Genomic DNA, 25,758 nt, shown 5'->3' with positions numbered 1-25,758 from the left:
CGAAAGCCGGACGGCACCACAGAACTCCGGGAGAGACCCTAGCCTCCGTAGGCCCCGCTGGCCGTCAGCCGCAGCGCCGTGTCGATCAGCGGAACATGGCTGAACGCCTGCGGGAAGTTGCCGACCTGCCGCTTGGCCTTGGGGTCCCACTCCTCGGCGAGCAGTCCCAGGTCGTTGCGGAGCGAGAGCAGCTTCTCGAAGAGCTTGCGGGCCTCGTCGACCCGGCCGATCATCGCGAGGTCGTCGGCGAGCCAGAACGAGCACGCGAGGAAGGCGCCCTCCTCACCCTCCAGGCCGTCCACCCCGAGATCGTCCGCACCGGACGTCGGGTAGCGCAGCACGAAGCCGTCCTCGGTGGACAGCTCCCGCTGGATCGCCTCGATCGTGCCGATGACGCGCTTGTCGTCCGGTGGCAGGAAGCCCATCTGCGGGATCAGCAGCAGCGAGGCGTCCAGCTCCTGTGAGCCGTAGGACTGGGTGAAGGTGTTGCGCTCCTTGTCGTAGCCGTTCTCGCAGACGTCCCGGTGGATCGTCTCGCGCAGGTCCTTCCAGCGCTCCAGTGGCCCGTCGACGTCCCCGGACTCGATCAGCTTGACCGTGCGGTCGACCGCGACCCAGGTCATGACCTTGGAGTGCACGAAGTGCCGGCGCGGACCGCGGACCTCCCAGATCCCCTCGTCCGGCTCGTCCCAGTGCTTCTCCACCCACTGGATCAGCTTGAGCTGGAGCAGCGAGGCGTAGTCGTTGCGGGCGAGCCCCGTCATGTGCGCCAGGTGCAGCGCCTCGGTGACCTCGCCGTAGACGTCGAGCTGGAGCTGTCCGGCGGCGCCGTTGCCGACCCGCACCGGACGGGAGTTCTCGTACCCGGGAAGCCAGGTGAGGTCGTTCTCGCCGAGTTCGCGCTCACCGGCGATGCCGTACATGATCTGCAGGTTCTCCGGGTCGCCGGCCACCGCCCGCAGCAGCCACTCCCGCCAGGCCCGCGCCTCTTCGCGGTAGCCGGTGCGCAGCAGGGAGGACAGGGTGATCGCCGCGTCCCGCAGCCAGGTGAAACGGTAGTCCCAGTTGCGCACGCCGCCGATGCACTCCGGCAGCGAGGTCGTCGGCGCCGCCACGATCCCGCCGGTCGGCGCGTACGTCAGCGCCTTGAGCGTGATCAACGAGCGCACCACCGCGTCGCGGTAGGGGCCGTGGTACGTGCAGTGCTCGACCCACTCGCGCCAGAACTCCTCGGTCGCCTCCAGCGACGCCTCGGGCTCCGCCACGGCCGGCGGCGGCTTGTGGGAGGGCTCCCAGCTGATCGTGAACGCGATCCGCTCACCCGGGGAAACGGTGAAGTCGGAGAACGTCGTCAGATCCTTGCCGTAGGTCTCCGCCTCGGTGTCCAGCCACACCGAATCGGGGCCCGCCACCGCGACCGTACGGTCGTCGATCTTGTGCACCCAGGGCACGACCCAGCCGTAGGAGAACCGCATCCGCAGCTCGGAGCGCATCGGGACCCGGCCGCTGACACCCTCCACGATGCGGATCAGCTGCGGCGCCCCGTCACGGGGCGGCATGAAGTCGATCACCCGGACGGTGCCGCGCGGGGTGTCCCACTCCGATTCCAGGACGAGCGAATCGCCCCGGTAGCGCCGGCGGTCGGCCGGCGCGGGCCGCCCCCCGGGGCCGTTGACCGGCCCCATCCGCCAGAATCCGTGCTCCTCCGTGCCCAGCAGCCCTGCAAAGACCGCCGGGGAGTCGAAGCGCGGCAGGCACAGCCAGTCGACCGTGCCGTCCCTGCACACTAGAGCGGCGGTCTGCATATCGCCGATAAGTGCGTAGTCCTCGATGCGCCCGGCCACGTGCATCTCCCGTCGAACTGGAGTCACGCCCCCCATGGGACGTTGTGATCTGTCCGTCCTGCCCATGAAACGTCGCCGAGCAGCGGGACCGGAAATCGGGCTGGGGGCACCGTCCAGCGGTAGCTGGGGGAGGGTGCTGCCTTCCCGGGCGGCTCGTCGCGAGTGTCCGAGCAGGATACGACGCACGTGGGTGATCCGCGCGACCCTCGCGACGAGTGAATGCGGTCCAAACGGGTGGCCTCCGTCACGTGACAGCGTCATCCGGAACCGCCGCCGCCGGATTCCCTGTGCGGCCGGACACGACCATGCCCGGTCGCTGATAGCCTGGTACCCCGTGGACCGGTGGGACGCAGATAGATGTCACGGCAGAAGTCACGGCACCCCCGAACCGCAGCGACGGCACCTGAATCCCAGGCCCCACGCCGCTTCGCACCTCTCCACCTCGCGACCACGGGAGCTCCCTCTTGGCCATGCCGCCCAAATCCACGACGACCAAGCACCTCTTCGTCACCGGGGGCGTCGCCTCCTCGCTGGGCAAGGGGCTCACCGCCTCCAGCCTGGGTGCTCTCCTCAAGGCGCGGGGCCTGCGGGTCACGATGCAGAAGCTCGACCCGTACCTGAACGTCGACCCGGGAACGATGAACCCGTTCCAGCACGGTGAGGTCTTCGTCACCAACGACGGCGCCGAGACCGACCTGGACATCGGCCACTACGAGCGCTTCCTCGACGTCGACCTCGACGGCAGCGCGAACGTCACCACCGGCCAGGTCTACAACACCGTGATCGCCAAGGAGCGGCGCGGCGAATACCTCGGTGACACCGTGCAGGTCATCCCGCACATCACCAACGAGATCAAGCACCGCATCCGGCGGATGGCGACCGAGGACGTCGACGTCGTCATCACCGAGGTCGGCGGCACCGTCGGCGACATCGAGTCGCTGCCGTTCCTGGAGACCGTCCGCCAGGTCCGCCACGAGGTCGGCCGGGACAACGTCTTCGTCGTGCACATCTCGCTGCTCCCCTACATCGGCCCCTCCGGTGAGCTGAAGACCAAGCCGACCCAGCACTCGGTCGCGGCGCTGCGCAACATCGGTATCCAGCCCGACGCGATCGTGCTGCGCGCCGACCGCGAGGTGCCGACCGCCATCAAGCGCAAGATCTCCCTGATGTGCGACGTCGACGAGGCCGCGGTCGTCGCCGCGATCGACGCCCCGTCGATCTACGACATCCCCAAGGTCCTGCACACCGAGGGCCTGGACGCCTACGTCGTACGCAAGCTGGACCTCCCGTTCCGCGACGTGAACTGGACCCAGTGGGAGGACCTGCTCGACCGGGTCCACAACCCCGACCACGAGGTCAAGGTCGCACTCGTCGGCAAGTACATCGACCTGCCCGACGCCTACCTCTCGGTCACCGAGGCGCTGCGGGCCGGCGGTTTCGCGAACAAGACCCGCGTGAAGCTGAAGTGGGTCACCTCCGACGACTGCAAGACCCCGGCCGGCGCCGCCGCGCAGCTCGACGACTGCGACGCCGTCTGCATCCCCGGCGGCTTCGGCGACCGCGGTGTCGACGGCAAGGTCGGCGCGATCACCTACGCCCGGGAGCACAAGCTCCCGCTGCTCGGCCTGTGCCTGGGCCTGCAGTGCGTGGTCATCGAGGCGGCCCGCAACCTGGCCGGTATCGAGGGCGCGAACTCCACCGAGTTCGACCCGGCCGCCGCCGACCCGGTGATCTCCACGATGGCCGAGCAGATGGACATCGTCGCAGGTGAGGGCGATATGGGCGGCACGATGCGACTGGGTATGTACCCGGCCAAGCTCGCCGAGGGCTCCATCGTCCGCGAGGTCTACGACGACCAGCCCTACGTCGAGGAGCGCCACCGCCACCGCTACGAGGTCAACAACGCCTACCGCGGTGAGCTGGAGAAGAAGGCCGGGCTGCAGTTCTCCGGCACCTCTCCGGACAACAAGCTCGTCGAGTACGTCGAGTACCCGCGCGAGGTGCACCCCTACCTCGTCGCCACCCAGGCGCACCCCGAGCTGCGCTCCCGTCCGACCCGCCCGCACCCGCTCTTCGCCGGGCTGGTGAAGGCCGCGGTCGCGCGCAAGACGGGCACCGCGAAGTAAGGAACACCGCGGCGGATACGGTTGCCGGGGTACGGCCTCTTCGAGGTCGTGCCCCGGTTTCTGCGTTGGCACAGGCAACACACAGGAGGACGCGCCATGGCGATCAAGGACACCCCCGAGGAGTGGACGGTCACCGCGACCACGACGCCGTTCACCGGGAACAAGACCAGCGTGCGCACCGACACGGTCGTCATGCCGGACGGCTCCACCGTCACCCGCGACTACCAGGTCCACCCCGGTTCCGTGGCCGTCCTCGCCCTCGACGACGAGGGCCGGGTGCTGGTGCTGCGCCAGTACCGCCACCCGGTACGCCAGCGACTGTGGGAGATCCCCGCGGGGCTGCTCGACGTCCCCGGTGAGAACCCGCTGCACGCCGCGCAGCGCGAGCTGTACGAGGAGGCGCACGTCAAGGCCGCGGACTGGCGGGTGCTGACCGATGTCTACACCACGCCCGGCGGCTGCGACGAGGCCGTACGGATCTTCCTCGCCCGCGGTCTGTCCGAGGCCGAGGGAGAGCGGTTCGAGGTCTCCGAGGAGGAGGCCGACATGGAGCTGGCCCGGGTGCCGCACGACGAGCTGGTCCGCCTCGTCCTCGCCGGTGAGCTGCACAACAACTGCCTCGTCGTGGGGGTGCTGGCGCTGACCGCCGCCCAGGGCGGCGAGGGCCTGGACGCGCTGCGGCCGGCCGGTGCCCCGTGGCCGGCCCGCCCCTTCGAGGCCTGAGCCGCCGCGCCCGCCGCCCCGTCCCGCCACGAGCCGGTCGGATGATCCACCGATCCGATCGGGTGACGCAACCGCCCTGCTCTGCAGGGGAGGTGACGGCCCGTGAACTACGCTCGGCAGCGTTCCGTCCCAGCGGCGGACACGTACGCGCAGGTGGACGGGAGCGTGACCGGTGACGGATCAGGCGGTGGGCGGGGGGCACCTCCCGCCGGAGATGGCGGACGGGTCTGCCACGGCGGCACCCGGACAGCGGGCGCCGGGGGCCCGCAGAGACGGCGCCGCCGCCCGCCAGGCCGCCCGTGCGACCGCCACCACCCCCGCCACCGGCGCCTTCGCCGGCCGCCGCCGCGAGCTCAAGGCGCTGCACGCCGATATCGCGCGGGCCGGCCTGGACACCCTCTCCGGCCGCAAGGGCGCCCGCAGCCGGGTGCTGCTGATCGCCGGCCGTCCCGGCTCCGGACGGACGGCCCTGGCCGAGGAGCTGCTGCACGAGCTGGCGGACGACCATCCCGACGGGGTGCTGCGGGCCACGCTGACCGGGCCGGGCGGCGAACCGGCCGACACCGGCCGCACCGCGCGGGAGCTGCTGGCCGCGCTCGGCCTCGATGCCGCGCCGGGCGCCGCCGAGGACGAGCTGACCGAGCAGCTGCGCGCTGCCCTCGCCGGGCGTCGCGCGCTGCTCTTCCTGGATGACGCACCGGGCGCCGAACAGGTCGAACCGCTGCTCCCGGACGCCCCCGGCTGCCTGGTCGTGGTGGTCTCGCAGGGGCCGCTGACCGGCATCTCGGACGTCCGGCCGTGCGCCCTGGGCGGCCTGGACAGCGCGGCCGGTGTCGACATGCTCAGCCGGTACGCCGGGCCGACCCGGATCACCGTCGACCCGCGCACCGCCGACAGCGTCGCCGAGGTGTGCGGCGGCCAGCCCGCCGCGCTGGTGCTGGCCGGTGCCTGGCTCGCCGCCCGGCCCATGTCCTCGGTCGCCGATCTGTACCAGGCGCTGCACGCCGTCCCGCTGCCCGAGGCCCTGCCCACCGGCGCCCGCCCGCTGTACCGCGCCTTCCGGCTCGTCCATGACGCCCTGCCGCCGCCCGCCGCCCGCATACTGCGGCTGATCACCCTGGCGCCGGCCGGTCTCGTGGACGCCCATACCGCCTCCGCCCTGGCCGGCTGCTCGGTGGCGTCGGCCGCCACGACGCTGGGCGACTTCACCGCGCTGGGCCTGCTGCGGCCGGCCGACGCCGAGGACGACGGGGCCGCCGCCGGCGACGGTGCGCCCGACCCGGCCCTGCGCCCGCAGTACCGCCTGCCCGGCTGCCTCGCGCCGCTGGCGCGCGACCTGCTCCCGGAACACGAGCGCCCGGCCGACATCCAGCTGGCCCGCGCCCGGATGCTGGAGCGGACCGTACGGCTGCTCCAGTCCTGCCGGGCGATGGCCGAGCCGGCCGACTCCCCCGCGCGGCACAAGGTCGCCGGGCTGCCGCGCTCGCTGCGCTTCTCCTCGAAGGCCGCTGCCGCGCACTGGCTGCACACCCGCCGCGGTGCGCTGCTCGACGCCGCCGCCATCGCCGTCGCGGACGGTGAACTCGACACGCTGGACCGCCGGTTGATGGCCGCGCTGACCCGCACGCTGCTCGCGCACCAGGGCCCCGAGGCCGCCGCACCGGACCTCTATGCGCTGCACACCCTCGTGCTCCAGGTCGCCGAGCGGCGTGGGCTGCCGCGGGAGAAGGCCGCCGCCCTGCTGAACCTCGCGGACCTGGACGGGCAGGCGGGCCGCACCGCCCAGGCACTCACCCGCTACCGGGGTGCGCTGGAGGCCGCCCGCTCGGTGCAGGACCCGGTGGCGACCGGCCGGGCGCTGGAGTCGCTGGGCGGTACGTACACCACGCTGGGTGACTGGCAGCGGGCCGCCGACTGGTACGGCCGGGCGCTGGAGCTGCGGCTGGCCCGCGGCGAGAGCGGGGATGCGGCGCGGCTGCAGGGCCGGATCGGCGGGGCGCACACCTATGCGGGCCGGTGGGGCGAAGCGCTCAAGGCCTGGCGGGCGGCGGTCGGCACGTACCGCAGGACCGGCGATGTGGCCGGCCAGGCGCGGGCGACCGGTGAGCTGGCCCGGGTGCAGGAGTACGCGGGGCGGCCCGAGGAGGCGCTGCGGACCTGTCTCGAAGCCCTCGGCATCGCCAGGAAAGCGGGCGACGGACGACTGGAGGCGGCACTGCAACTACGGATTGCGGACACCCTCGAACGCCTCGGGGACCCGGCAGCGGCACGGCTCCATCGGGCCGTGGGGGAGCGCCTTCTCGAAGATCACTCCCAGTAGCCTGCGAAATCGGTGGTGCTTCTCGCAGAAATTAATGCTTTGCAAGGCTAGACAACGAGAGCTCCTTCAATAGACTGGCCGGGCCGCGTTCGGCGCGGTCAGTTCCGTCATGCAACGCATGAGGGGATAATTCCTCCTGCACCCTCTCTTTCAAGGACCGTGATCGACGTGAAGGTCGGCATCCCCCGCGAGGTCAAGAACAACGAGTTCCGCGTGGCTATCACGCCCGCCGGAGTGAACGAACTCGTCCGCCACGGCCACCAGGTCTTCATCGAGAAGGACGCCGGCGCCGGCTCCTCCATCACGAATGAGGAGTACGTCTCCGCCGGTGCCTCCATCCTGGACACCGCCGATGAGGTCTGGGGCACCGCTGACCTGCTGCTGAAGGTCAAGGAGCCGATCGCGGAGGAGTACCACCGCCTCCGCAAGGACCAGACGCTCTTCACCTACCTGCACCTGGCCGCCTCCCGGGAGTGCACCGACGCGCTGCTGGAGTCCGGCACCACCGCGATCGCCTACGAGACCGTCGAGACGGCCGGCCGCCAGCTGCCGCTGCTCGCCCCGATGTCCGAGGTCGCGGGCCGGATCGCCCCGCAGGTCGGCGCCTACCACCTGATGCGCCAGGCCGGCGGCCGCGGTGTGCTGCCCGGCGGTGTCCCCGGTGTCCACGCGGGCAAGGCCGTCATCATCGGCGGTGGCGTCTCCGGCTGGAACGCGCTGCAGATCGCCGTGGGCCTCGGCTTCCACGTCACCCTGCTCGACAAGGACATCAACAAGCTCCGCGAGGCCGACAAGATCTTCGGCACCAAGGTGCAGACGATCGTCTCCAACGCCTACGAGCTGGAGAAGGCCGTCGTCGAGGCCGACCTCGTCGTCGGTGCCGTCCTGATCCCCGGCGCCAAGGCGCCGAAGCTGGTCACCAACGAGCTCGTCGCCAAGATGAAGCCCGGAAGTGTTCTTGTCGACATCGCGATCGACCAGGGCGGCTGCTTCGAGGACTCCCGTCCCACCACGCACGCCGAGCCGACCTTCGCGGTCCACAACTCGGTCTTCTACTGCGTCGCCAACATGCCCGGCGCGGTGCCGAACACCTCCACCCACGCGCTCACCAACGCCACGCTGCCTTACATCGTGGAGCTGGCGAACCGCGGCTGGGTCGAGGCGCTGCGCCGTGACCCGGCGCTGGCCAAGGGTCTGAACACGCACGACGGCAAGGTGGTCTACGGCCCCGTCGCCGAGGCGCACGGCCTGGAGCACGTCGAACTGCGCACGCTCCTCGGCTGAGACGTCAACGAAGCGCGTCAACGCCGCATAACCGGCCGGGCCTTGCCGACAAGGCCCGGCCGGTTGCATGTGTGGCGAGCGGAACGCCGCGTTCCGGAACGTCGGCCCCCAACTCGCCGCGAACGTGACCCTTTAGCCGTTTCGCGCACCCCGGAAACTTCGGTCCGACGCCACGTGCGCCCTTGACATCAGGGGTCCGGTTACCGACACATCGTGCCGGGTCCGGCGGATTGTGTTGCTGCGGACGCCCGACACGCCATAGAGTCGCCAACCGTCGGCATGGTGCCACGCTGACCTATCGATAAAGTTTCCTGGTCACATCCAAGGAGGTAAGACGACTTGTGAATGAGTCGACATTTACTCCCGGAGGTGGTCAACCAGGAGCGGTTGCAGGGGACCAGGGTCCCTCGGGGCGCGAGGCTGTCGGCTCCGTTGCGGTCCACACCTTCGCAGCCCATCAGAGCATTTCCACGACAGCCCACCAGAGCATGGACGGCCATCACGTGAACGCCATGGCCGGCGACCGGGGCAGTGGAGAACCCGCCCGTCTCGCCGACTACGACGACCTGCCCGAGGGGCACTTCTACGATCCGGACGCGGAGTACGAGCCCGACCCCGAATACGCCGCGACGCTCGCGCCGGACGCCGCGCGCCAGCGCCGGGAGCGCGTCGGCCCGACCGGACGCCCGCTTCCCTATTTCCCCATCCCGGGACCGCTGTCCGACCACGGCCCCGCCAAAATCATCGCCATGTGCAACCAGAAGGGCGGGGTCGGCAAGACCACCTCGACCATCAACCTGGGTGCCGCGCTTGCCGAATACGGACGACGGGTGCTGCTCGTCGACTTCGACCCGCAGGGTGCCCTGTCGGTCGGACTCGGCGTCAACCCGATGGAGCTCGAGCTGACGGTCTACAACCTGCTCATGGAGCGGGGCATGGCGGCCGACGAAGTGCTCCTGAAGACCGCGGTCCCCAACATGGACCTGCTGCCCAGCAATATCGATTTGTCAGCTGCCGAGGTGCAGTTGGTCAGTGAGGTCGCGCGCGAGTCGACCCTGCAGCGCGCCCTGAAGCCGCTGCTGGCCGACTACGACTACATCGTCATCGACTGCCAGCCCTCCCTCGGTCTGCTCACCGTCAACGCCCTGACGGCGGCTCACAAGGTCATCGTGCCGCTGGAGTGCGAGTTCTTCGCGCTGCGCGGTGTCGCGCTGCTCACCGAGACGATCGAAAAGGTCCAGGAACGGCTCAACCCCGAACTGGAGCTGGACGGCATCCTGGCGACGATGTACGACTCCCGCACGGTGCACAGCCGTGAGGTGCTGGCGCGCGTCGTCGAGGCCTTCGACGACCACGTCTACCACACCGTCATCGGCCGTACGGTCCGTTTCCCCGAGACCACCGTCGCGGGCGAACCGATCACCACGTACGCCTCCAACTCCGTCGGCGCCGCCGCCTATCGTCAGCTCGCCAGGGAGGTGCTCGCCCGGTGTCACGCCGAGTGAGTCTGCCGGGAGCCGACGAACTGTTCCGCACCACCGGGGGAGGGGGGCTGCAGCCCTCCAGCCCCCGCCGTTCGGCGAACGGCTCCACGGCCGGCGGCGAGGCGCCCCGGGTACCCGCACCGGCCGGTGAGCCCGATACGGCGGAGGAGGAGCCGGAGACGGCCACCGCGGTACGGCAGCGACGGTCCGGAGGCGGCGGCTGGGACGCCCCGGCGGCGACGGCCGGCGACGGCGGACCGGCCACACCGCCCCGGGTACCCGCCGTCGGCCCCCCGGCCGAGCACGGCGGCCGGGAGAACGACGGCGACGCCGCCAAGGGCCACCGGGCGCAGGCGGGCCAGAGTGGCCAGGCGGCCTCCGACGCGGCCGCGGCGACGGCACAGGCCGGTGGCCAGGGCCGCCGGCGCGGCGGCTCCCGCGGCGCCAACCGCCGCCCCAGCGGCCGGGAGCGGCACGACGAGAAGATCACTGTCTATGTCTCCGCCGAGGAGCTCATGGACCTCGAACACGCCCGGCTGGTGCTGCGCGGTGAGCACGGTCTCGCCGTCGACCGCGGCCGGATCGTCCGCGAGGCGGTCGCCGTCGTCCTCGCCGACCTGGAGTCGCGCGGCGACGCCAGCATTCTGGTGCGGCGGCTGCGGGGGCGCTGACGCCCGGCCCCGGCGCATGCGTGGGGCGCGGGTGGCGTGGTGCCCTGGTGCCGAAGCGGTGCGGAAACGTCACGCCGCGTGGGACCGGCCGCGTCGGGACCGGCGCTCGCGCGGTGCCGCGGGATAGCCTGCCTCTTCGGCGGGTCGCCCCGCCCGTGACCAGCCCGTCGCCCCCGGCGCGGGACCACAGCACCATGGACCGACCGCGATGCCGACGACCCACGACGATGCCCCCGCGCCCCGCGCCCGCAGACCTCTCGGGCGCGGGGCCGCCGCGGGGCCGGTGGCACCCGATGTGCCGGCGGCACCGGACGGCGCCCCCGGGGACAGCCCCGAGAACACCCCCGAAGAGGCCCCTGAGGGCACCCCCGAAAACGCCCCCGAGGACACCCCCGAGGACACGCCTGATACCTCTCCCGGCGGGACGTCCCCCGGGGCCGGCGACGGCACCTTCACCCTCCGGCTGGAGAACTTCGAGGGCCCCTTCGACCTCCTCCTGCAGTTGATCTCCAAGCACAAGCTGGACGTCACCGAGGTCGCGCTGTCGAAGGTGACCGACGAATTCATGGCGCACATCCGGGCCATGGGGCCGGACTGGGATCTGGACCAGACCACGGAGTTCCTGGTCGTCGCGGCGACGCTGCTGGATCTGAAGGCGGCCCGGCTGCTGCCCGCGGCCGAAGTGGAGGACGAGGCCGATCTCGCGCTCCTGGAGGCCCGTGATCTGCTCTTCGCCCGGCTGCTGCAGTACCGCGCCTACAAGCGCATCGCGGACATCTTCAGTGGCCGGCTGGCCGACGAGGCCCGGCGCTATCCCCGTACGGTCGGGCTGGAGCCGTACCTCGCCGAGCTGCTGCCCGAGGTGGTCATCAGCACCGGGGCGGAGGGATTCGCCAAGCTCGCGGTGAAGGCGATGCAGCCCAAGGCCCGGCCGCAGGTCTACGTCGACCACATCCATGCGCCGCTGGTGAGCGTGCGGGAGCAGGCCGAGGTGCTGATGGCGCGGCTGCGGGAGGCGGGCGAGGCCGGCTTTGCGGATCTGTGCGGCGACGCACCGGACACCCTCACCGTCGTGGCGCGCTTCCTGGCCCTGCTGGAGCTCTACCGGGAGCGGGTGGTGGTCCTGGAGCAGGAGGAGGCCCTGGGGGCGCTCACGGTCCGGTGGACGGGCGCGGAGGGGGCCGAGCCGGTGGTCACGGACGAGTTCGATAAGGAACCGGGGCAGCGCGCCGCCGGGGCGGAGCAGGGAGAGCACACAGCGAAGGAGCGGGCATGAGCGGCGTGGCCGGCAGCGGGGCGTACGACATCACGGAGGCGGCGTCCGGCCCGGGCGAGGTGCCGGGCGAGGCCCCCGGGGAGCGGTCCGAGGCACCGGCCGGGGCGCTGGGCGTGGCCGAGCTGGCGCTGAAGCCCGCGCTGGAGGCGGTCCTCATGGTCGTCGACGAGCCCGCGACCGAGGAACACCTGGCCAGGGTGTTGCAGCGGCCCCGCCGGGCGGTCGCGCTGGCGCTGCGCGAGCTGTCCGAGGACTACGCCCGCCAGGGGCGCGGGTTCGACCTGCGGCTGGTGGCCGGGGGCTGGCGGTTCTACTCCCGTGCCGCGTACGCGGACGCGGTGGAGAGCTTCGTCCTGGACGGGCAGCAGGCCCGGCTCACGCAGGCGGCTTTGGAGACTCTGGCCGTGGTCGCGTACCGTCAGCCGGTCAGCCGTTCCCGTGTCTCGGCCGTACGCGGCGTGAACTGTGACGGTGTGATGCGCACGCTCCTCCAGCGCGGCCTGGTGGAGGAGGCGGGGACGGAACCTGAAACAGGTGCGATCCTGTACAGGACGACGAATTACTTTCTGGAGCGGATGGGCCTGCGCGGCCTGGACGAGCTCCCTGAGCTCGCACCGTTCCTCCCGGAGGCGGAGGCGGTCGAGGGTGACTCCCCGGAAGGTATCCCGTCGTTCGACGTAGACGACAGCGGCGACTCTCAGACGGATCATTGATGCGAAGCAGCGGCAGGAACAACAGGGACAGCGGGCGGGGCAACTACCGCGGCGCGGGCAACCAGCGGGACGAGAAGCAGCAGCGCGCTGGCCGCCCCCGTCCTGAGGAGCGCCGCTACGACGTCGGCGGAACCAGTGGCTCCGGCGGCTCGTCGGACCGCAAGGACGAGCGCAAGGACGAGCGCAGGGGCGGCGGCCCCAAGGGCGGCGCCCCCAAGAGCGGCGCCCCCAAGTCCGGCGGCAGCCGGGGCGCGGCGGCCCGCGGCGGTGCCAAGGGCGGTCCCCGTACGGGCGCCGCCGCGAAGGGACGCCCGGGCGGCAAGAGCGGCGGCCCGCAGCGCGGCCGCGGCCAGGCGCCCGCGCGGCCCCGTGAGTACGACGCCCAGGTGGAGGAGCGCAACCGCGCCCGCCACGACAAGCCGCAGGTCAAGACGCCCAAGACGTTCGGCGACCAGGAGGGCGAGCGCCTGCAGAAGGTGCTGGCCAGGGCCGGTATGGGCTCGCGGCGGGCCTGCGAGGAACTGATCGACCAGGCGCGGGTCGAGGTCAACGGCCAGATCGTCATGGAGCAGGGCGTCCGGGTCGATCCGGAGAAGGACGAGATCAAGGTCGACGGCCTGACGGTCGCCACCCAGTCGTACCTCTTCTTCGCGCTGAACAAGCCGGCCGGTGTGGTCTCCACCATGGAGGACCCGGACGGCCGCCAGTGCCTGGGCGACTACGTCACCAACCGTGAGACGCGGCTCTTCCACGTCGGCCGGCTGGACACCGAGACCGAGGGCATCATCCTGCTCACCAACCACGGCGAGCTGGCCCATCGTCTGACGCACCCGCGCTACGGCGTCAAGAAGACCTACCTGGCCGCGATCCAGGGCCCCCTCCCGCGCGACCTGGGCAAGCAGCTCAAGGACGGCATCCAGCTGGAGGACGGCTACGCCCGCGCCGACCACTTCCGGGTCGTGGAGAACACCGGCAAGAACTACCTCGTCGAGGTCACGCTCCACGAGGGCCGCAAGCACATCGTGCGCCGGATGCTGTCGGAGGCCGGCTTCCCGGTCGACAAGCTCGTGCGGACGAGCTTCGGCCCGATCGCCCTGGGCGACCAGAAGTCGGGCTGGCTGCGCCGGATGACCAACACCGAGGTCGGCATGCTGATGCGCGAGGTCGAGCTCTAGACGCCGCACGGCAGGGAAAGGCCTTGCGGAGGCGTCGTACCACCCCTTAGTGTCACTGTGACATTAAGGGGTGGTTCTTTGATGGTGTCCACGGGGTCCGCCGCTACCGGCTCGCTGATCGGGCTCGCTCTCGGCGACGCGCTCGGCTTTCCCACCGAGTTCCACGCTGTGCCGTCGATCCTGGCCAAGAGCGGCCCGTGGCGGCAGATGGCGCTGCCCGATCCCGCCTTCGTCACCGACGACACCCAGATGACGCTGGCGCTGGGCCGCGGGCTGCGCACCGCCATGGGGCACGGCGACCTCACGCCGGCCGCTCTCGAGGGTCCCGTGCGCGAGGAGTAAGTCGCCTGGTGGCGCTCGCCCGACAACAACCGGGCACCGGGCTGGACGTGCCTGAGGGCCTGTGAACTGCTCAGCGACCGGGACCTGCCCTGGGCCGGGGCCCCCAGATGAGGTCGAAGGGCTGCGGCGCCAATATGCGGGTCGCGCCGATCGGGCTGGCACCGGGGCTGAGCCCCGAGCAGCGCTCCGGCGCCGCACAGCTGCAGTCCGCACTGACCCATGGGCACCCCACCGCGCTGGCCGCCAGTGATCTGACCGCCTACGCCGTACGCGCCCTCGCCGACGGCACACCGCCCGCCGAGCTGCCGGGCCGGCTGCGGGCGTACGCCGAGGACCACCGCACCGTCTACCGGGAGGACTGGCTCGGCGACCTGTGGCGGCAGAGCCAGGAGCCCTCCGCGACGGCCTTCGCCGCCCGCGGCTGGGACGAATGCCTCGGTGTCCTGGACCGGCTGGACGCGGCGCTCGGCGCCCCGGACCCGGAGGCCGACCCCTGCCTGGCCACCGGCGCCGGCTGGATCGCCGAACAGGCGCTGGCCACCGGCCTGCTGTGCTTCCTGCTCTTCCCCGGCGAACCGCTCACCGCGCTGCGCCGGGCCGCCTGCACCTCCGGGGACTCCGACTCGATCGCCTGCCTCACCGGCGCCTTCGCGGGTGCCCACCTGGGCGCCGGCGCCTGGCCCGGGGCGTGGGCCTCCCGTATCGAGTACCGCGGGGAACTGCTGGCACTGGGGGAGGCCTGGGATGCCTGAGGACCCGGCAGCGACCGGGACGGCCACCGAAGCGGCCCCCACAACAGCTCCCGCAACGGCTCCCGCAACGGCCACCGCACGGGAGGCCGTCCTCCGCGCGGCCGGGCTGCCCGCCGTCGACCTGGGTGCCGTGGTGGCCGAGCAGGACGACCCGCTGGTCTTCGCGACGGTCTCCGGCGCGCACCTGTACGGCTTCCCGTCCCGGGACTCCGACGTCGACCTGCGCGGCGCCCACCTCCGGCCGCCGCCCTCCTCGGCCTGTACGAGCCCGAGGAGTCCAGGACCCGGATGTGGGAGCAGGACCGCACCGAGCTGGACCTGGTCTCGCACGACCTGCGCAAGTTCGCCCGGCTTTTGCTCCGGCGCAACGGCTACGTACTGGAGCAGCTCGTCTCGCCCCTGGTCGTGCACACCACTCCCGTGCACGACGAACTGCTCGCGCTGGTGCCGGACCTGCTCACCTCCCACCACGCCCACCACTACCGGGGCTTCGCCAGGACCCAGTGGCGGCTGTTCGAGAAGACCGGCGAGCTCAAGCCGCTGCTGTACACGCTGCGGGTGCTGCTCACCGGCATCCACCTCATGGAGAGCGGCCGGGGGCAGCCCCATCTGCCCACGCTGGCGGGCGAGTCGGCCGCGCCCGCCTACCTGCCGGAGCTGATCGCGGCCAAGGAGGCGGCCGAACACGGCACGGCTGGTGGGGTGGTGGACCCGGAGCGGCTGCGCGGGGACGTCGAGGCGCTGCACGCCCGGCTCGACGCCGCGCAGGACGCGACGGCCCTGCCGCGCTCCCGGTGCCCGCGAGGCGCTGCACGACCTCGTCGTCCGGGCCAGGACCCACCGTCCGGGCCCGGGTTGGCCGTCCTGGCGGGACACCTCGTCCGGACCGGGACACCTCGTCCGGACCGGGACGGCCGGGCCTCAGCCGAGCGCCGATGCCCGCCGGGCCCGGAACAGGAAGTCGGCCACCCGGCCCCGGTCCGGCTCGGCCGGCAACGGCGAGCCGGACACCGCGGCCTCCGCCTGCTCGGCCAGCCGCGCCATCCGGCGCTCCACGGTGTCCCAGGCCACCTCGCCGCGCCGGACCGCCAGCAGCTCCTCCCGGTCCTGCCCGACGTCCAGCGTGAGCCTGCCGGTACGGAGCAGATCGCGGGACGAGGCCAGCAGCCGCAGCAGATGCATGGCGTGCTTCCAGCGGGGGGCGCCGTGCTGGCGCACATCGGCCCGCAGCTGCTTGAGCTGACCGCCGGCGTAGCCCGTGAAGGTGCGGTGGGCCTGCCGGGACAGGAAGGCGTCGCGCAGCGCGAGCAGTTCCCGGCCGGTGGCGTCGACCCGCTCGACCAGGGGGGAGTGCAGACACTCCAGGATGGTGGGGTTGGCGCGCAGGGCCAGATGGCAGAACCGCTCCAGCTCCCAGGAGAACTCCTCCTCGCGCGGCCCCTCCACATGGGTCGGGGGCTTCTCGAAGCCCCAGAAGAGCGGGGTGGGCGCGAGATACACCCCGCGCCGGTCGGTGTCACTGGTCTCCGTGGCCAGACCGAAGGCGCGCGAGCCCATCACACAGGAGTAGACGGTGTGCTCGGCGACCAGGGTGTGACCTTCGGCGGCTTCGGACATGGCGGCGATTGTCGCTGGTGGGATGGTGAATGTCACCAGGTTTTGGAAGCGGAATGTCGAACTCCGCAGCGCGCTCACTGCCGGTGGGCGGCCGGTCGCGACGTGCAGGCGTGCCCGGCCGCGACGTGCGGGGACCGCCGCCCGTGCGCCGCCGGCCGTCTCGCCGGCCGGCCGCCGCGTACGGATTGTCGGTGCGGCTGGTTACGCTGATCAGTGCGCGCACAGGTGCGTGACGCGGCACAGAACGCAAGGGGAGCAGCGACGTGGCGGTACGAGCGGTCCGCGGGGCCGTCCAGCTGGAGCGGGACGACGCGGAGCATATGCAGCAGCAGGTCGGCGAACTGCTCACCGCCCTCCTCGAACGCAACGGCCTGCGCGCGGACGACCTGATCAGTGTGTGGTTCACCGCCACCCCCGATCTGCACAGCGACTTCCCGGCCGCCGCCGCGCGCGCCCTGGGCATCACGGACGTGCCGCTGATCTGCGCCCAGGAGCTGGACATCACCGGTGCCATGGAGCGCGTGGTGCGGGTGCTCGCCCATGTCGAGACCGATCTGTCCAAGGCCGGGATCGCCCATGTCTACCTCGGCGCGGCCGGGGCGCTGCGAAAGGACATCGCGCAGTGAGGAGCGCACTCGTCATCGGAACGGGCCTGATCGGCACCTCCGCCGCGCTGGCGCTGAGCGCCCGCGGCGTCCAGGTCTTCCTGGAGGACCACGACCAGGCCCAGGCCCGCACCGCCGCCGCGCTCGGCGCGGGCACCACCGAGCCGCCCCCGGGCCCGGTCGACCTGGCCGTCGTGGCCGTGCCGCCGGCCCATGTCGCGACGGCGCTGGCCGATGCCATACGGCGCGGGGCGGCCCGCGCCTACCTCGACGTCGCCAGCGTCAAGGGCGGCCCGCGCCGTGAGCTGGAGGCGATGGGCTGCGAGCTGTCCGGCTACCTCGGCACCCACCCGATGGCCGGCAAGGAGCGCTCCGGCCCGCTGGCCGCCACCGCCGACCTCTTCGAGGGCCGGCCCTGGGTGCTCACGCCGACCCGCGACGGCGACACCGAAGTGCTCAATCTCGCACTGGAGCTGGTCGCCCTGTGCCGGGCCGTCCCGGTGGTGATGGACGCGGACGCGCACGACCGCGCCGTCGCCCTGGTCTCGCACACCCCGCAACTGGTCTCCAGCCTGGTGGCCGCCCGGCTCAAGGGCGCCGACGAGACCGCCGTACGCCTCTGCGGCCAGGGCATCCGCGATGTGACGCGGATCGCGGCCTCCGATCCGGCGATGTGGCTCGACATCCTCTCCGCCAACCCGGGCCCGGTCGCCGATGTGCTGGGCGAGATCGCCGCCGACCTGGACGAGACCGTACGGTCCCTGCGCGCCCTGGAGTCCGCCGACGACGCGAAGCGCGGCGGCGGCGCCGGCGGCATCGAGGACGTGCTCCGGCGCGGCAACGCCGGGCGGGAGCGGGTGCCCGGCAAGCACGGCGCCGCCCCGGCCACCTATGAGATCGTCTCCGTGCACATCGGCGACCAGCCCGGCGAGCTGGCGCGGATCTTCGCCGACGCCGGCCGGGCCGGGGTCAACATCGAGGACGTCCGCATCGAGCACGCCACCGGCCAGCAGGCCGGCTTCATCCAGCTCATGGTCGAGCCGCAGGCCGTTCCGGGACTGACCGCGGAGCTGCGGGAGCGGGGCTGGTCGATCCGGCAATGACACCGTGGACGGCGCCGTGCGGGTGAGCCAGTAACCTTGTCCGGGGCCATTGTGGCCCTTGGACCCCCGCCCCGTGTACAAGAAAGGTGTTCGTCACCGTGGAAACCGCCGCTCGGACCGCCCCGGCAGCAGTGATTGTCGCCATCGACGGCCCCGCAGGCACGGGCAAGTCCAGCACGTCCAAGGCCGTCGCCGCCAAGCTCGGCCTCGGCTACCTCGACACCGGCGCCCAGTACCGCGCGATCACCTGGTGGATGCTGAACAACGGCATCGACGTCAATGACGCGACCGCGGTGGCCGACGCCGCCGCCAAGCCCGTGATCGTCTCCGGCACCGACCCGGCCGCCCCGACCATCACGGTCGACGGCCTGGACGCCGCGGGCCCGATCCGCACCCAGGAGGTCACCGCCGCGGTCAGCGCCGTCAGTGCCGTGCCCGAGGTGCGGACCCTGATCACCGATCTGCAGCGCAGCATCGCCGCCGAGGCCCCCCACGGCATCGTCGTCGAGGGCCGGGACATCGGCATCACCGTCCTGCCCGACGCCGACCTCAAGGTCTTCCTCACCGCCTCCCCGGAGGCGCGGGCGGCCCGCCGCAGCGGTGAGCTCAAGGGCAAGGACCCCCAGCAGGCCACCGACCTGGCCGCCACCCGCGAGGCGCTGATCAAGCGGGACGCCGCCGACTCCGGCCGCAAGACCTCCCCGCTGGCCAAGGCGGACGACGCCGTCGAGGTCGACACCACCGAGCTCACGCTGGAGCAGGTCATCGAGTGCGTGGTCACCCTCATCGAGGGCGCCGGCGCCGAGAAGGCAGGGCGGGTCGCCCGGTGACCGACAGCGGCGGAGCCCCGAGCGAGGCGGGCGCCGCGGTCGGCCGGCGGATCGGCATCGGCCTGATGTACGGGCTGTGGCGGCCGCGGGTGCTGGGCTCCTGGCGGGTGCCCCCGTCCGGCCCGGTGATCCTGGCCGTCAACCACTCGCACGGCATCGACGGCCCGATGCTGATGGGCACCGCGCCGCGGCCGGTGCACTTCCTGATCAAGAAGGAAGCCTTCGTCGGCCCGCTGGACCCGTTCCTGCGGGGCATCGGGCAGCTGAAGGTGGACCGCGAGACCGCCGACCGCAAGGCGATCACCGACGCCCTCGGGGTACTGGACCGGGGCGGAGTGCTGGGGATCTTCCCGGAAGGCACCCGCGGCGAGGGCGACTTCGCCTCCCTGCGCGCGGGCCTGGCGTACTTCGCGGTGCGCTCAGGCGCCCCGGTGGTGCCGGTGGCGGTGCTCGGCAGCACGGAGCGGCACAGCCGGCTGACACCGGCCGTGCCGCCGCTGCGCTCCCGCGTCGATGTCGTCTTCGGGGACGCCTTCGCGGCGGGCGACGGCAGCGGGCGGCGCACCCGTAAGGCGCTCGACGAGGCGACCGTACGGATCCAGGAGCGGCTGACCGCCCACCTGGCACAGGCCAGGCGCCTGACCGGGCGCTGAAGAGACTTGAGTAGTGGGCCGCGGACGAGCGGCCCACCGATCACGATGATGAACGAGGAACGGACTTCATGAACGACCAGATCCCCGCCGGCGACGAGCACGGTGCGCTGGGCGACGCCGAGTACGCGGAGTTCATGGAGCTCGCCGCGGAGGAGGGCTTCGACCTCGAGGAGGTCGAGGGCGACATCGCCGCGGCCGGCCACGGCCCGCTGCCCGTCCTCGCCGTCATCGGCCGCCCCAATGTCGGCAAGTCGACCCTGGTGAACCGCATCATCGGCCGCCGGGAAGCGGTCGTCGAGGACAAGCCGGGCGTCACCCGCGACCGTGTCACCTACGAGGCCGACTGGAACGGCCGCCGCTTCAAGGTCGTCGACACCGGCGGCTGGGAGCAGGACGTCCTCGGCATCGACGCCTCCGTGGCGCTGCAGGCCGAGTTCGCCATCGAGGCCGCCGACGCGGTGGTCTTCGTGGTCGACGCCAAGGTCGGCGCCACCGACACCGACGAGGCCGTCGTCAAGCTGCTGCGCCGGGCCGGCAAGCCCGTCGTCCTGGTCGCCAACAAGGTCGACGGCCCGTCGGGCGAGGCCGACGCCGCCATGCTGTGGTCGCTGGGCCTGGGCGAGCCCTACCCGGTCTCCGCGCTGCACGGCCGGGGCACCGGCGACATGCTCGACGCCGCGCTGGAGGCGCTGCCCGAGGCCCCCGCGCAGACCTTCGGCACCGCCCTCGGCGGCCCCCGCCGGATCGCGCTGATCGGCCGGCCGAACGTCGGCAAGTCGTCGCTGCTGAACAAGGTCGCCGGCGAGGAGCGGGTGGTCGTCAACGAGCAGGCCGGCACCACCCGCGACCCGGTCGACGAGATGATCGAACTGGGCGGCAAGACCTGGAAGTTCGTGGACACCGCCGGTATCCGCCGCCGGGTGCACCTCCAGGAAGGCGCCGACTACTACGCCTCGCTGCGCACCGCGGCGGCCGTCGAGAAGGCCGAGGTCGCGGTCGTCCTGATCGACGCGTCCGAATCCATCAGCGTCCAGGACCAGCGCATCGTCACGATGGCCGTGGAGGCCGGACGCGCCCTGGTCATCGCCTACAACAAGTGGGACACCCTCGACGAGGAGCGCCGCTTCTACCTGGAGCGGGAGATCGAGCGGGACCTCGTGCAGATCCCCTGGGCGATGCGGGTGAACGTCTCCGCGCGCACCGGCCGGCACATGGAGAAGCTGGTCCCGGCGATCGAGACCGCGCTGGAGGGCTGGGAGACCCGGATCCCCACCGGGCGGCTGAACGCCTTCCTCGGTGAGATCGTCGCCTCCCACCCGCACCCGATCCGCGGCGGCAAGCAGCCCCGCATCCTCTTCGGCACCCAGGCGGGCACCAAGCCGCCGCGCTTCGTCCTGTTCGCCTCCGGCTTCCTGGAGGCCGGCTACCGCCGCTTCGTCGAGCGGCGGCTGCGCGAGGAGTTCGGCTTCGACGGCACGCCGATCCACATCTCCGTGCGGGTGCGCGAGAAGCGCAGCAAGAAGAAGTAGCGGCGGACCGGGCCGCGCTGACCGCTCAGTGTCCGTGCGGCCGGGCGTCCCGCTGCGCCGGTGGCAGCGCCGCCGGGACATGGCCCCGCGGGTGGTACGGCTGCCGGCTCACGACCTCCCAGTGGCCCGCGGACGCCGCCGTACGGTTCCAGTTCACGGCACCGCGCAGCGACTCCGGGAGCTCCGGCTCGTCCGTACGGTCCCCGGGCAGGGCCCGGAAAGCGCGGCGGTACTCGGCGTACAGCGCGTCATAGATCGGCGTGGCCGAACCATGGTCCGTGGTGTGCGTCGTCCGGTGTTCGTAGGACGGGCGCATGCCGGGGATCGGGTGGGCGTACGGGGCGCGGGAGGAGGGGTCGTATGCGTGCACGTCTGTGCCAACGACCCCGACGGCCGCGGGATGCGGCTTTCGTGCGGAAATGGCTGATCGCGAGGGCGTGACCGTCCGGAATGGCGGTCCCGCCCCCGCGATCGGGTGCCGGGGGCTGTCAGGTGCCGGCCAGCGGCATCTCCGCGGCGACCAGGGTGCCCTTGGCCGCGGCCTTCTCCAGCGCCTCGCGCATCAGGTCCTCGCGGGGCTGGTGGCCGATGGAGCCCGCGGGCGCCGCGTACATCAGCACCGACTGCGCCTTGTTGGCCGCGGCGCGCCAGCCGTCGGAGACGGCCAGCGGCTGGTGGGCCTGCCACCAGGCGGCCTGCTGGCCCACGCCGCCCGGCTGCAGGACGGCGTGCAGCTTGCCCATGGCCAGCAGCGCGGACCAGCCCGGGTTCGGGCCGGGGAGCTGGTCCACGTCCGTCACCGGGTGGAAGCCCTGCTCCAGGAGCAGCGGAAGGAAGGCGTCGTCCGGGCCGGCCGAGCCGGGGCGGGCGATCGGGCCGTCCGGCTCGACCACCAGGGCCGGGCGCAGGTCGCCCTCGACCAGCACCAGACCGCAGGTGATCCCGAGGGTCGCCTGGCGCGGGGTGGTGGGGAGCGGGACGGCCGGGGCGGGAATCTCGGGGGCGGCGTCCTCGCCGGTGATGGAGCGCACGGCTCCCTGAAGCTGCTCCTCCGACACCGGGACGACCTGCGAGGGGATGCAGGTGGCGTGGGCGAACGCGAGCACCGCGGTCTCCTCGCCCACGAACAGGACGGTGCTGGTGCGCTCCTGCTCGCTGTCCCCGGGGGTCCGGCAGGAGGTGCAGTCGTAGCTGCCGGGGGCGTCGCCACCGGCCAGCAGGCGGTCGGCTTCTTCGTCGCCGATCTCGGCGCGAACGTCGTCGCTGACGTCGAGCATGCGCGGCACGGGTGGCTCCTCGATCTCTGTGCGTCTGCCGGGTGGTCTCCCGGCTCGTACAAGGACAACGGGTGACCTGCGGCAGGAGTCACGCGAGGGCGGGAACGGAATCGAACCAATCCCCGCACAGCGGAAAACCGTGGAAAGCCGCCTCAGAAGCGGTCACATAACGCCAACTCTTGCGCAGAACCTGGCGCAGTCGGCGGTGTTCCGTACACCGGACCGGGTGGGGGCGGGGTCCTGAGGGCGTGGCGCGCTGGTCAGCGGCCGACGGCTGCTTACCGTCACCGGCTATGTCGGACAACTCTTCGGCGCCCCGGCGCTTCGTGGGATCCGTCGGGCTGCTCACCGCGGCCGCAGCCTTGGTGCTGTGCCTGCCCGGCGACGCCGCCGCCGACGGGACCGGCGGCGGCCCCGGCGGCAAGGCCACGCACGCCTGCGCCGCCGACCAGTGGCCTTGGGGCTGCCTCGCGGAGTGCGAGAGCAGCGGGGACTGGCACGTCAACACCGGCAACGACTTCTACGGCGGGCTGCAGTTCTGGCAGCCCACCTGGGAGGCCTTCGGCGGCCTCGACTTCGCGGAGCGGGCCGACCTCGCCACCCGCAAGGAGCAGATCAAGATCGCGAAGCGGGTGCAGGCCGCCCAGGGATGGGGCGCCTGGCCGGTGTGCGCCCGGCGTTACGGGCTGCTTCCCCCGCGCGGACCCATGTCGTACGGAGCGGGGAGACGCTTGGTGAGATCGCCGAGAAGTACCAGGTCAAGGGCGGCTGGCGGGCGCTGTACAGCGCCAACCGGTCGACCATCGGACCGGATCCCGGCAAGCTCATGGCCGGCACCAAGCTGCGGCTCCCCGAGAGCCCGAAGAAGCACTCCCGTCCGGCGGACGACGACTGACGGGCGGGCGGCGGGAGTCCGGCGACGGGAGTTCAGCGGCGCGAGCGGGGCGCCGGAAGGCCTGGTGAACGCGGCGGAGGGGATCCGGGTCCGGGAGGTTCCCTGCCGCGGCTACCGATGACCTAACTTTTGCGGAACAAGTTGGCGAAAGGCCCAACCAGGAACCGGCTTTCGCGGTCCTACCGTTCGCAGGGGGATGTGTCGCGCCATCGGGAGGGGGGCGCGACGCATCCCACGGGGAGACCGGAACGGAAGACCAGGGGACACGGGGACGGATGCACATCTCATTCCTGATTCACAATGCCTACGGCATCGGGGGGACGATCCGGACGACGTTCAACCTCGCGCGTACGCTCGCCGAGCAGCACGAGGTCGAGATCGTGTCCGTACTGCGCCACCGCGACGCCCCGGTCTTCGACCTCGGCCCGCGCGTCGCGCTGCGGCACCTCGTGGACCTCAGGGAGAACAGCCCCGCCTACGAGGGCGCGGACCCCGCGCACGCCCGCCCGGCCAGGATATTTCCCGCCGCCGAGAACCGGTTCGGCCAGTACAGCGAGCTCACCGACGGCCGGATAGCCCAGCATCTGCGCCGGATGGAGACGGACGTGGTGGTCGGCACCCGGCCCGGTCTCAATGTGCACATCGCCAAGCAGGCGCGCCGCGGCCCGGTCCGGATAGGCCAGGAGCACCTGACCCTGGACACCCACAGCAAGGCGCTCAAACTCGCACTGCGCAGCGCCTATCCGCGCCTCGACGCGGTCACCACCGTCACCGAGGCCGACGCCCGTGCCTACCGCCGCACACTGCGGCTGCCCGGTGTGCGGGTCGAGTCGGTGCCCAACAGCGTGCCGGCGCCCGCTCTCGCGCCCGCGGACGGCAGCGGCAAGTGGGTCGTCGCGGCCGGCCGGCTCACCCGCGTCAAGCGCTATGACGTCCTCATCCGCGCCTTCGCCCATGTCGTCGCCGAGCGCCCCGACTGGCGGCTGCGGATATACGGCGGCGGCGCCGAGAAGGCCGCGCTGCGCGCCCTGATCGACGAACTCGGCCTGTACAACCACGTCTTCCTGATGGGCCCGGCCAACCCCCTGGAGCCCGAGTGGGCCAAGGGCTCGATCGCGGCGGTCTCCTCCAGCCTGGAGTCCTTCGGGATGACCATCGTCGAGGCCATGCGCTGCGGCCTGCCGGTCGTCGCCACCAACTGCCCGCACGGCCCCGGCGAGATCATCGACGACGGGGTGGACGGCAAGCTGGTCCCGGTCGGCAACCCGGAGGCGCTGTCCGCCTCGCTGCTCACGCTGATCAACGACGATGACGCCCGCAAGCGGATGGGCGCGGCCGCGCTGGCCTCATCCGCCCGCTTCGACCCCGCCACGGTCGCGGAACGCCATGAAGAGCTCTTCGCCGAACTGCTCGCCCGCAGGCGGGGCCACCGGCTGCGCGGCAGCCTGCACCGCGCCCGGGGAGCCCTGCTCGGCGGCGCATACGCCACCAAGGATGCGGCCCGCGCCGCGATGAGAGGGGTGCGGACGGTATGACGGCGTCGAGCCAACTGACCGTGACCGGAGACGAGATGAAGGAGCCCGCTGCCATTGATCAGAAACCCGGAGTTCCGGTGAGCGCGCACACCCCGGGCCCCGAGCGGACGGGGGAGCGGGCGACGGAGGCGGAGCCGGTCGCACTGCGGGCCGACTGCATCGCGGACTCCGCGGGCGGCCTCACCTTCGACCTGAACGTCCCCCACGACACCCCCACCGCCTGGAGCGCGGCGCTGGTGCTGCGGCTGCGCGGCGGCGACGGTGCGGACGACGAGGTACGGCTGCCGCTCGGCCCGAACGGCGCCGGACGCCTGCGCGCCGTGCTGCCCAGCACCGTCTCCCTCGCCGAGGGCCGCTGGAACGCCTACGCCGACCTCGGCGACGGCCGGGACCCGCGGCGCCTGCTGCCGGGCCTCAACGACCTGCGGTCACTGGTCGACCGCAGGCCGCTGGCGGGCATCGGCCGGCTCGGTGTGCGCATCCCGTACGCGACCAAGTTCGGCAACCTCGCGCTGCGCAGCTGGCTGCGCGGTCCGCACGCCGAAGCCGGTGACATCCTTGTCGCGCCCGACGGCCTGACGGTCTCCGGCCGGCTCTACGGCACCGTGCCGGGCTCCGGTGCCCGCGCCGAGGCGCGGTCGCGCCGCGCCCCGGGCACCCCGGACGCCGCACCGGTCACGGTCACCGTCCCACTGACCGTCGAGGGTTCCGGGTTCACCTTCACGCTGCCCTATGAGGAGCTGGCCGGCCGGTGGCAGCAGGGCAGCGAGCCCTGGGACCTGTGGCTGCGCCCCGCCGAGGGCGCCCGGCCGGTGCGCATCGCCCGACTCCTGGACGATGTGGCCGACAAGAAGCAGGTCTTCAGCTACCCCGCGCTACCGGTGCCGGCCGCGGCGGAAGAGCTGCGGATCGGCCCGTATTACACGCTCGACAACGACCTGGCCGTCCGGGTCGCGGGGCCTGCCGGGAACTGACGGAGCGGCGCCCGCGGTCCCGGTGACGCA

At 72.3% G+C, this 25,758-nt stretch carries 21 protein-coding genes and 3 pseudogenes; 20 read left to right on the top strand and 4 right to left on the bottom strand.

Annotated features, from left to right (window positions below; translation table 11 throughout):
* Positions 1-38: 38 nt before the first annotated feature.
* Complete coding sequence (locus CFW40_RS07255) at positions 39-1,850, bottom strand: glycoside hydrolase family 15 protein (RefSeq protein ID WP_088797008.1); 1,812 nt, start codon at positions 1,848-1,850, stop codon at positions 39-41.
* A gap of 464 nt (positions 1,851-2,314) precedes the next feature.
* On the opposite strand from CFW40_RS07255, the gene CFW40_RS07250 reads away from it, so the two are divergent.
* From CFW40_RS07250 to CFW40_RS07200, 11 genes and pseudogenes are all read left to right on the top strand, one after another.
* Positions 2,315-3,970, top strand: coding sequence for a CTP synthase (locus CFW40_RS07250; protein ID WP_088797007.1), 1,656 nt, complete (start codon positions 2,315-2,317; stop codon positions 3,968-3,970).
* A 96-nt stretch (positions 3,971-4,066) separates the two neighbouring features.
* Positions 4,067-4,693, top strand: coding sequence for an NUDIX hydrolase (locus CFW40_RS07245; RefSeq protein WP_088797006.1), 627 nt, complete (start codon positions 4,067-4,069; stop codon positions 4,691-4,693).
* Positions 4,694-4,865: 172 nt separating this feature from the next.
* On the top strand, positions 4,866-7,013 hold the full coding sequence (locus tag CFW40_RS07240; RefSeq protein WP_256331559.1) for a tetratricopeptide repeat protein: 2,148 nt from the start codon (positions 4,866-4,868) through the stop codon (positions 7,011-7,013).
* Between the two features lie 168 nt (positions 7,014-7,181).
* Complete coding sequence (ald, locus tag CFW40_RS07235) at positions 7,182-8,297, top strand: alanine dehydrogenase (RefSeq protein ID WP_088801953.1); 1,116 nt, start codon at positions 7,182-7,184, stop codon at positions 8,295-8,297.
* 488 nt (positions 8,298-8,785) lie between these two features.
* Entirely contained in the window at positions 8,786-9,802 is a 1,017-nt protein-coding gene (locus CFW40_RS07230; protein ID WP_088797005.1) for a ParA family protein, read from the top strand.
* Positions 9,787-10,452: a hypothetical protein gene (locus CFW40_RS07225; protein ID WP_256331560.1), complete on the top strand. Its 666-nt coding sequence runs from the start codon at positions 9,787-9,789 to the stop codon at positions 10,450-10,452. The genes CFW40_RS07230 and CFW40_RS07225 overlap by 16 nt, the downstream gene beginning before the upstream one ends.
* Positions 10,453-10,660: 208 nt before the next feature.
* On the top strand, positions 10,661-11,728 hold the full coding sequence (locus tag CFW40_RS07220) for a ScpA family protein (RefSeq protein ID WP_088797003.1): 1,068 nt from the start codon (positions 10,661-10,663) through the stop codon (positions 11,726-11,728).
* Positions 11,725-12,441, top strand: a complete 717-nt coding sequence (gene scpB, locus CFW40_RS07215) for an SMC-Scp complex subunit ScpB (RefSeq protein WP_088797002.1) — start codon at positions 11,725-11,727, stop codon at positions 12,439-12,441. The genes CFW40_RS07220 and scpB overlap by 4 nt, the downstream gene beginning before the upstream one ends.
* The gene (locus CFW40_RS07210; RefSeq protein ID WP_088797001.1) at positions 12,441-13,616 is read left to right on the top strand and encodes a pseudouridine synthase; all 1,176 of its coding nucleotides are present in this window, start codon (positions 12,441-12,443) and stop codon (positions 13,614-13,616) included. The genes scpB and CFW40_RS07210 overlap by 1 nt, the downstream gene beginning before the upstream one ends.
* Before the next feature lie 81 nt (positions 13,617-13,697).
* Positions 13,698-14,710, top strand: a pseudogene (locus CFW40_RS07205) (ADP-ribosylglycohydrolase family protein).
* 106 nt (positions 14,711-14,816) lie between these two features.
* A pseudogene (locus CFW40_RS07200) lies at positions 14,817-15,545 on the top strand (DNA polymerase beta superfamily protein); the annotation flags it as partial.
* An 86-nt stretch (positions 15,546-15,631) separates the two neighbouring features.
* Here the strand turns inward: CFW40_RS07200 and CFW40_RS07195 are convergent.
* Positions 15,632-16,327: a DNA polymerase beta superfamily protein gene (locus CFW40_RS07195; protein ID WP_088797000.1), complete on the bottom strand. Its 696-nt coding sequence runs from the start codon at positions 16,325-16,327 to the stop codon at positions 15,632-15,634.
* Between the two features lie 263 nt (positions 16,328-16,590).
* On the opposite strand from CFW40_RS07195, the gene aroH reads away from it, so the two are divergent.
* The 5 genes from aroH (at position 16,591) to der (ending at position 21,047) form a co-directional block, all read left to right on the top strand.
* Complete coding sequence (gene aroH, locus CFW40_RS07190; RefSeq protein ID WP_088796999.1) at positions 16,591-16,953, top strand: chorismate mutase; 363 nt, start codon at positions 16,591-16,593, stop codon at positions 16,951-16,953.
* Positions 16,950-18,035 carry a prephenate dehydrogenase gene (locus CFW40_RS07185; RefSeq protein ID WP_088796998.1) on the top strand — a complete coding sequence of 362 codons (1,086 nt, stop codon included), beginning with the start codon at positions 16,950-16,952 and terminating at the stop codon, positions 18,033-18,035. Before aroH ends, CFW40_RS07185 begins: the two co-directional genes overlap by 4 nt.
* Positions 18,036-18,121: 86 nt before the next feature.
* Positions 18,122-18,865: a (d)CMP kinase gene (gene cmk / locus CFW40_RS07180; RefSeq protein ID WP_088796997.1), complete on the top strand. Its 744-nt coding sequence runs from the start codon at positions 18,122-18,124 to the stop codon at positions 18,863-18,865.
* Positions 18,862-19,518: a 1-acyl-sn-glycerol-3-phosphate acyltransferase gene (locus CFW40_RS07175; RefSeq protein WP_088796996.1), complete on the top strand. Its 657-nt coding sequence runs from the start codon at positions 18,862-18,864 to the stop codon at positions 19,516-19,518. The genes cmk and CFW40_RS07175 overlap by 4 nt, the downstream gene beginning before the upstream one ends.
* Positions 19,519-19,586: 68 nt before the next feature.
* Entirely contained in the window at positions 19,587-21,047 is a 1,461-nt protein-coding gene (gene der, locus CFW40_RS07170; RefSeq protein ID WP_088796995.1) for a ribosome biogenesis GTPase Der, read from the top strand.
* Between the two features lie 25 nt (positions 21,048-21,072).
* Here the strand turns inward: der and CFW40_RS07165 are convergent, their stop codons facing one another.
* Together CFW40_RS07165 and CFW40_RS07160 are read right to left on the bottom strand one after the other, a co-directional pair.
* Positions 21,073-21,417, bottom strand: coding sequence for a hypothetical protein (locus CFW40_RS07165; RefSeq protein ID WP_176956557.1), 345 nt, complete (start codon positions 21,415-21,417; stop codon positions 21,073-21,075).
* Between the two features lie 118 nt (positions 21,418-21,535).
* The gene (locus tag CFW40_RS07160; protein ID WP_088796994.1) at positions 21,536-22,333 is read right to left on the bottom strand and encodes a hypothetical protein; all 798 of its coding nucleotides are present in this window, start codon (positions 22,331-22,333) and stop codon (positions 21,536-21,538) included.
* Positions 22,334-22,617: 284 nt separating this feature from the next.
* Here CFW40_RS07160 and CFW40_RS38870 point away from each other — a divergent pair.
* From CFW40_RS38870 to CFW40_RS07145, 4 genes and pseudogenes are all read left to right on the top strand, one after another.
* A pseudogene (locus CFW40_RS38870) lies at positions 22,618-22,935 on the top strand (transglycosylase family protein); the annotation flags it as partial.
* Positions 22,936-22,973: 38 nt separating this feature from the next.
* Positions 22,974-23,219, top strand: a complete 246-nt coding sequence (locus CFW40_RS38865) for a LysM domain-containing protein (protein WP_256992059.1) — start codon at positions 22,974-22,976, stop codon at positions 23,217-23,219.
* A 275-nt stretch (positions 23,220-23,494) separates the two neighbouring features.
* Entirely contained in the window at positions 23,495-24,754 is a 1,260-nt protein-coding gene (locus tag CFW40_RS07150) for a glycosyltransferase family 4 protein (protein ID WP_088796993.1), read from the top strand.
* Positions 24,751-25,728, top strand: coding sequence for a hypothetical protein (locus CFW40_RS07145; RefSeq protein ID WP_088796992.1), 978 nt, complete (start codon positions 24,751-24,753; stop codon positions 25,726-25,728). Before CFW40_RS07150 ends, CFW40_RS07145 begins: the two co-directional genes overlap by 4 nt.
* Positions 25,729-25,758 lie beyond the last annotated feature (30 nt).

The sequence above is a fragment of the Streptomyces sp. 2114.4 genome (genome assembly GCF_900187385.1).
Lineage (GTDB): Bacteria > Actinomycetota > Actinomycetes > Streptomycetales > Streptomycetaceae > Streptomyces > Streptomyces mooreae.
Note: the sequence above shows the minus strand (reverse complement) of the source record. Positions and strands in the feature narration are given on the sequence as shown.

Excerpts from the sequence above, each read along its gene's own strand:
- scpB (WP_088797002.1), top strand. The coding sequence starts at position 11,725 with ATGAGCGGCGTGGCCGGCAGCGGGGCGTACGACATCACGGAGGCGGCG.
- CFW40_RS07230 (WP_088797005.1), top strand. The coding sequence starts at position 8,786 with ATGGACGGCCATCACGTGAACGCCATGGCCGGCGACCGGGGCAGTGGA.
- CFW40_RS07145 (WP_088796992.1), top strand. The coding sequence starts at position 24,751 with ATGACGGCGTCGAGCCAACTGACCGTGACCGGAGACGAGATGAAGGAG.
- CFW40_RS07195 (WP_088797000.1), bottom strand. The coding sequence starts at position 16,327 with ATGTCCGAAGCCGCCGAAGGTCACACCCTGGTCGCCGAGCACACCGTC.
- der (WP_088796995.1), top strand. The coding sequence starts at position 19,587 with ATGAACGACCAGATCCCCGCCGGCGACGAGCACGGTGCGCTGGGCGAC.
- CFW40_RS07250 (WP_088797007.1), top strand. The coding sequence starts at position 2,315 with ATGCCGCCCAAATCCACGACGACCAAGCACCTCTTCGTCACCGGGGGC.
- CFW40_RS07220 (WP_088797003.1), top strand. The coding sequence starts at position 10,661 with ATGCCGACGACCCACGACGATGCCCCCGCGCCCCGCGCCCGCAGACCT.
- CFW40_RS07210 (WP_088797001.1), top strand. The coding sequence starts at position 12,441 with ATGCGAAGCAGCGGCAGGAACAACAGGGACAGCGGGCGGGGCAACTAC.
- CFW40_RS07245 (WP_088797006.1), top strand. The coding sequence starts at position 4,067 with ATGGCGATCAAGGACACCCCCGAGGAGTGGACGGTCACCGCGACCACG.
- CFW40_RS07255 (WP_088797008.1), bottom strand. The coding sequence starts at position 1,850 with ATGCACGTGGCCGGGCGCATCGAGGACTACGCACTTATCGGCGATATG.
- CFW40_RS07150 (WP_088796993.1), top strand. The coding sequence starts at position 23,495 with ATGCACATCTCATTCCTGATTCACAATGCCTACGGCATCGGGGGGACG.
- CFW40_RS38865 (WP_256992059.1), top strand. The coding sequence starts at position 22,974 with ATGGGGCGCCTGGCCGGTGTGCGCCCGGCGTTACGGGCTGCTTCCCCC.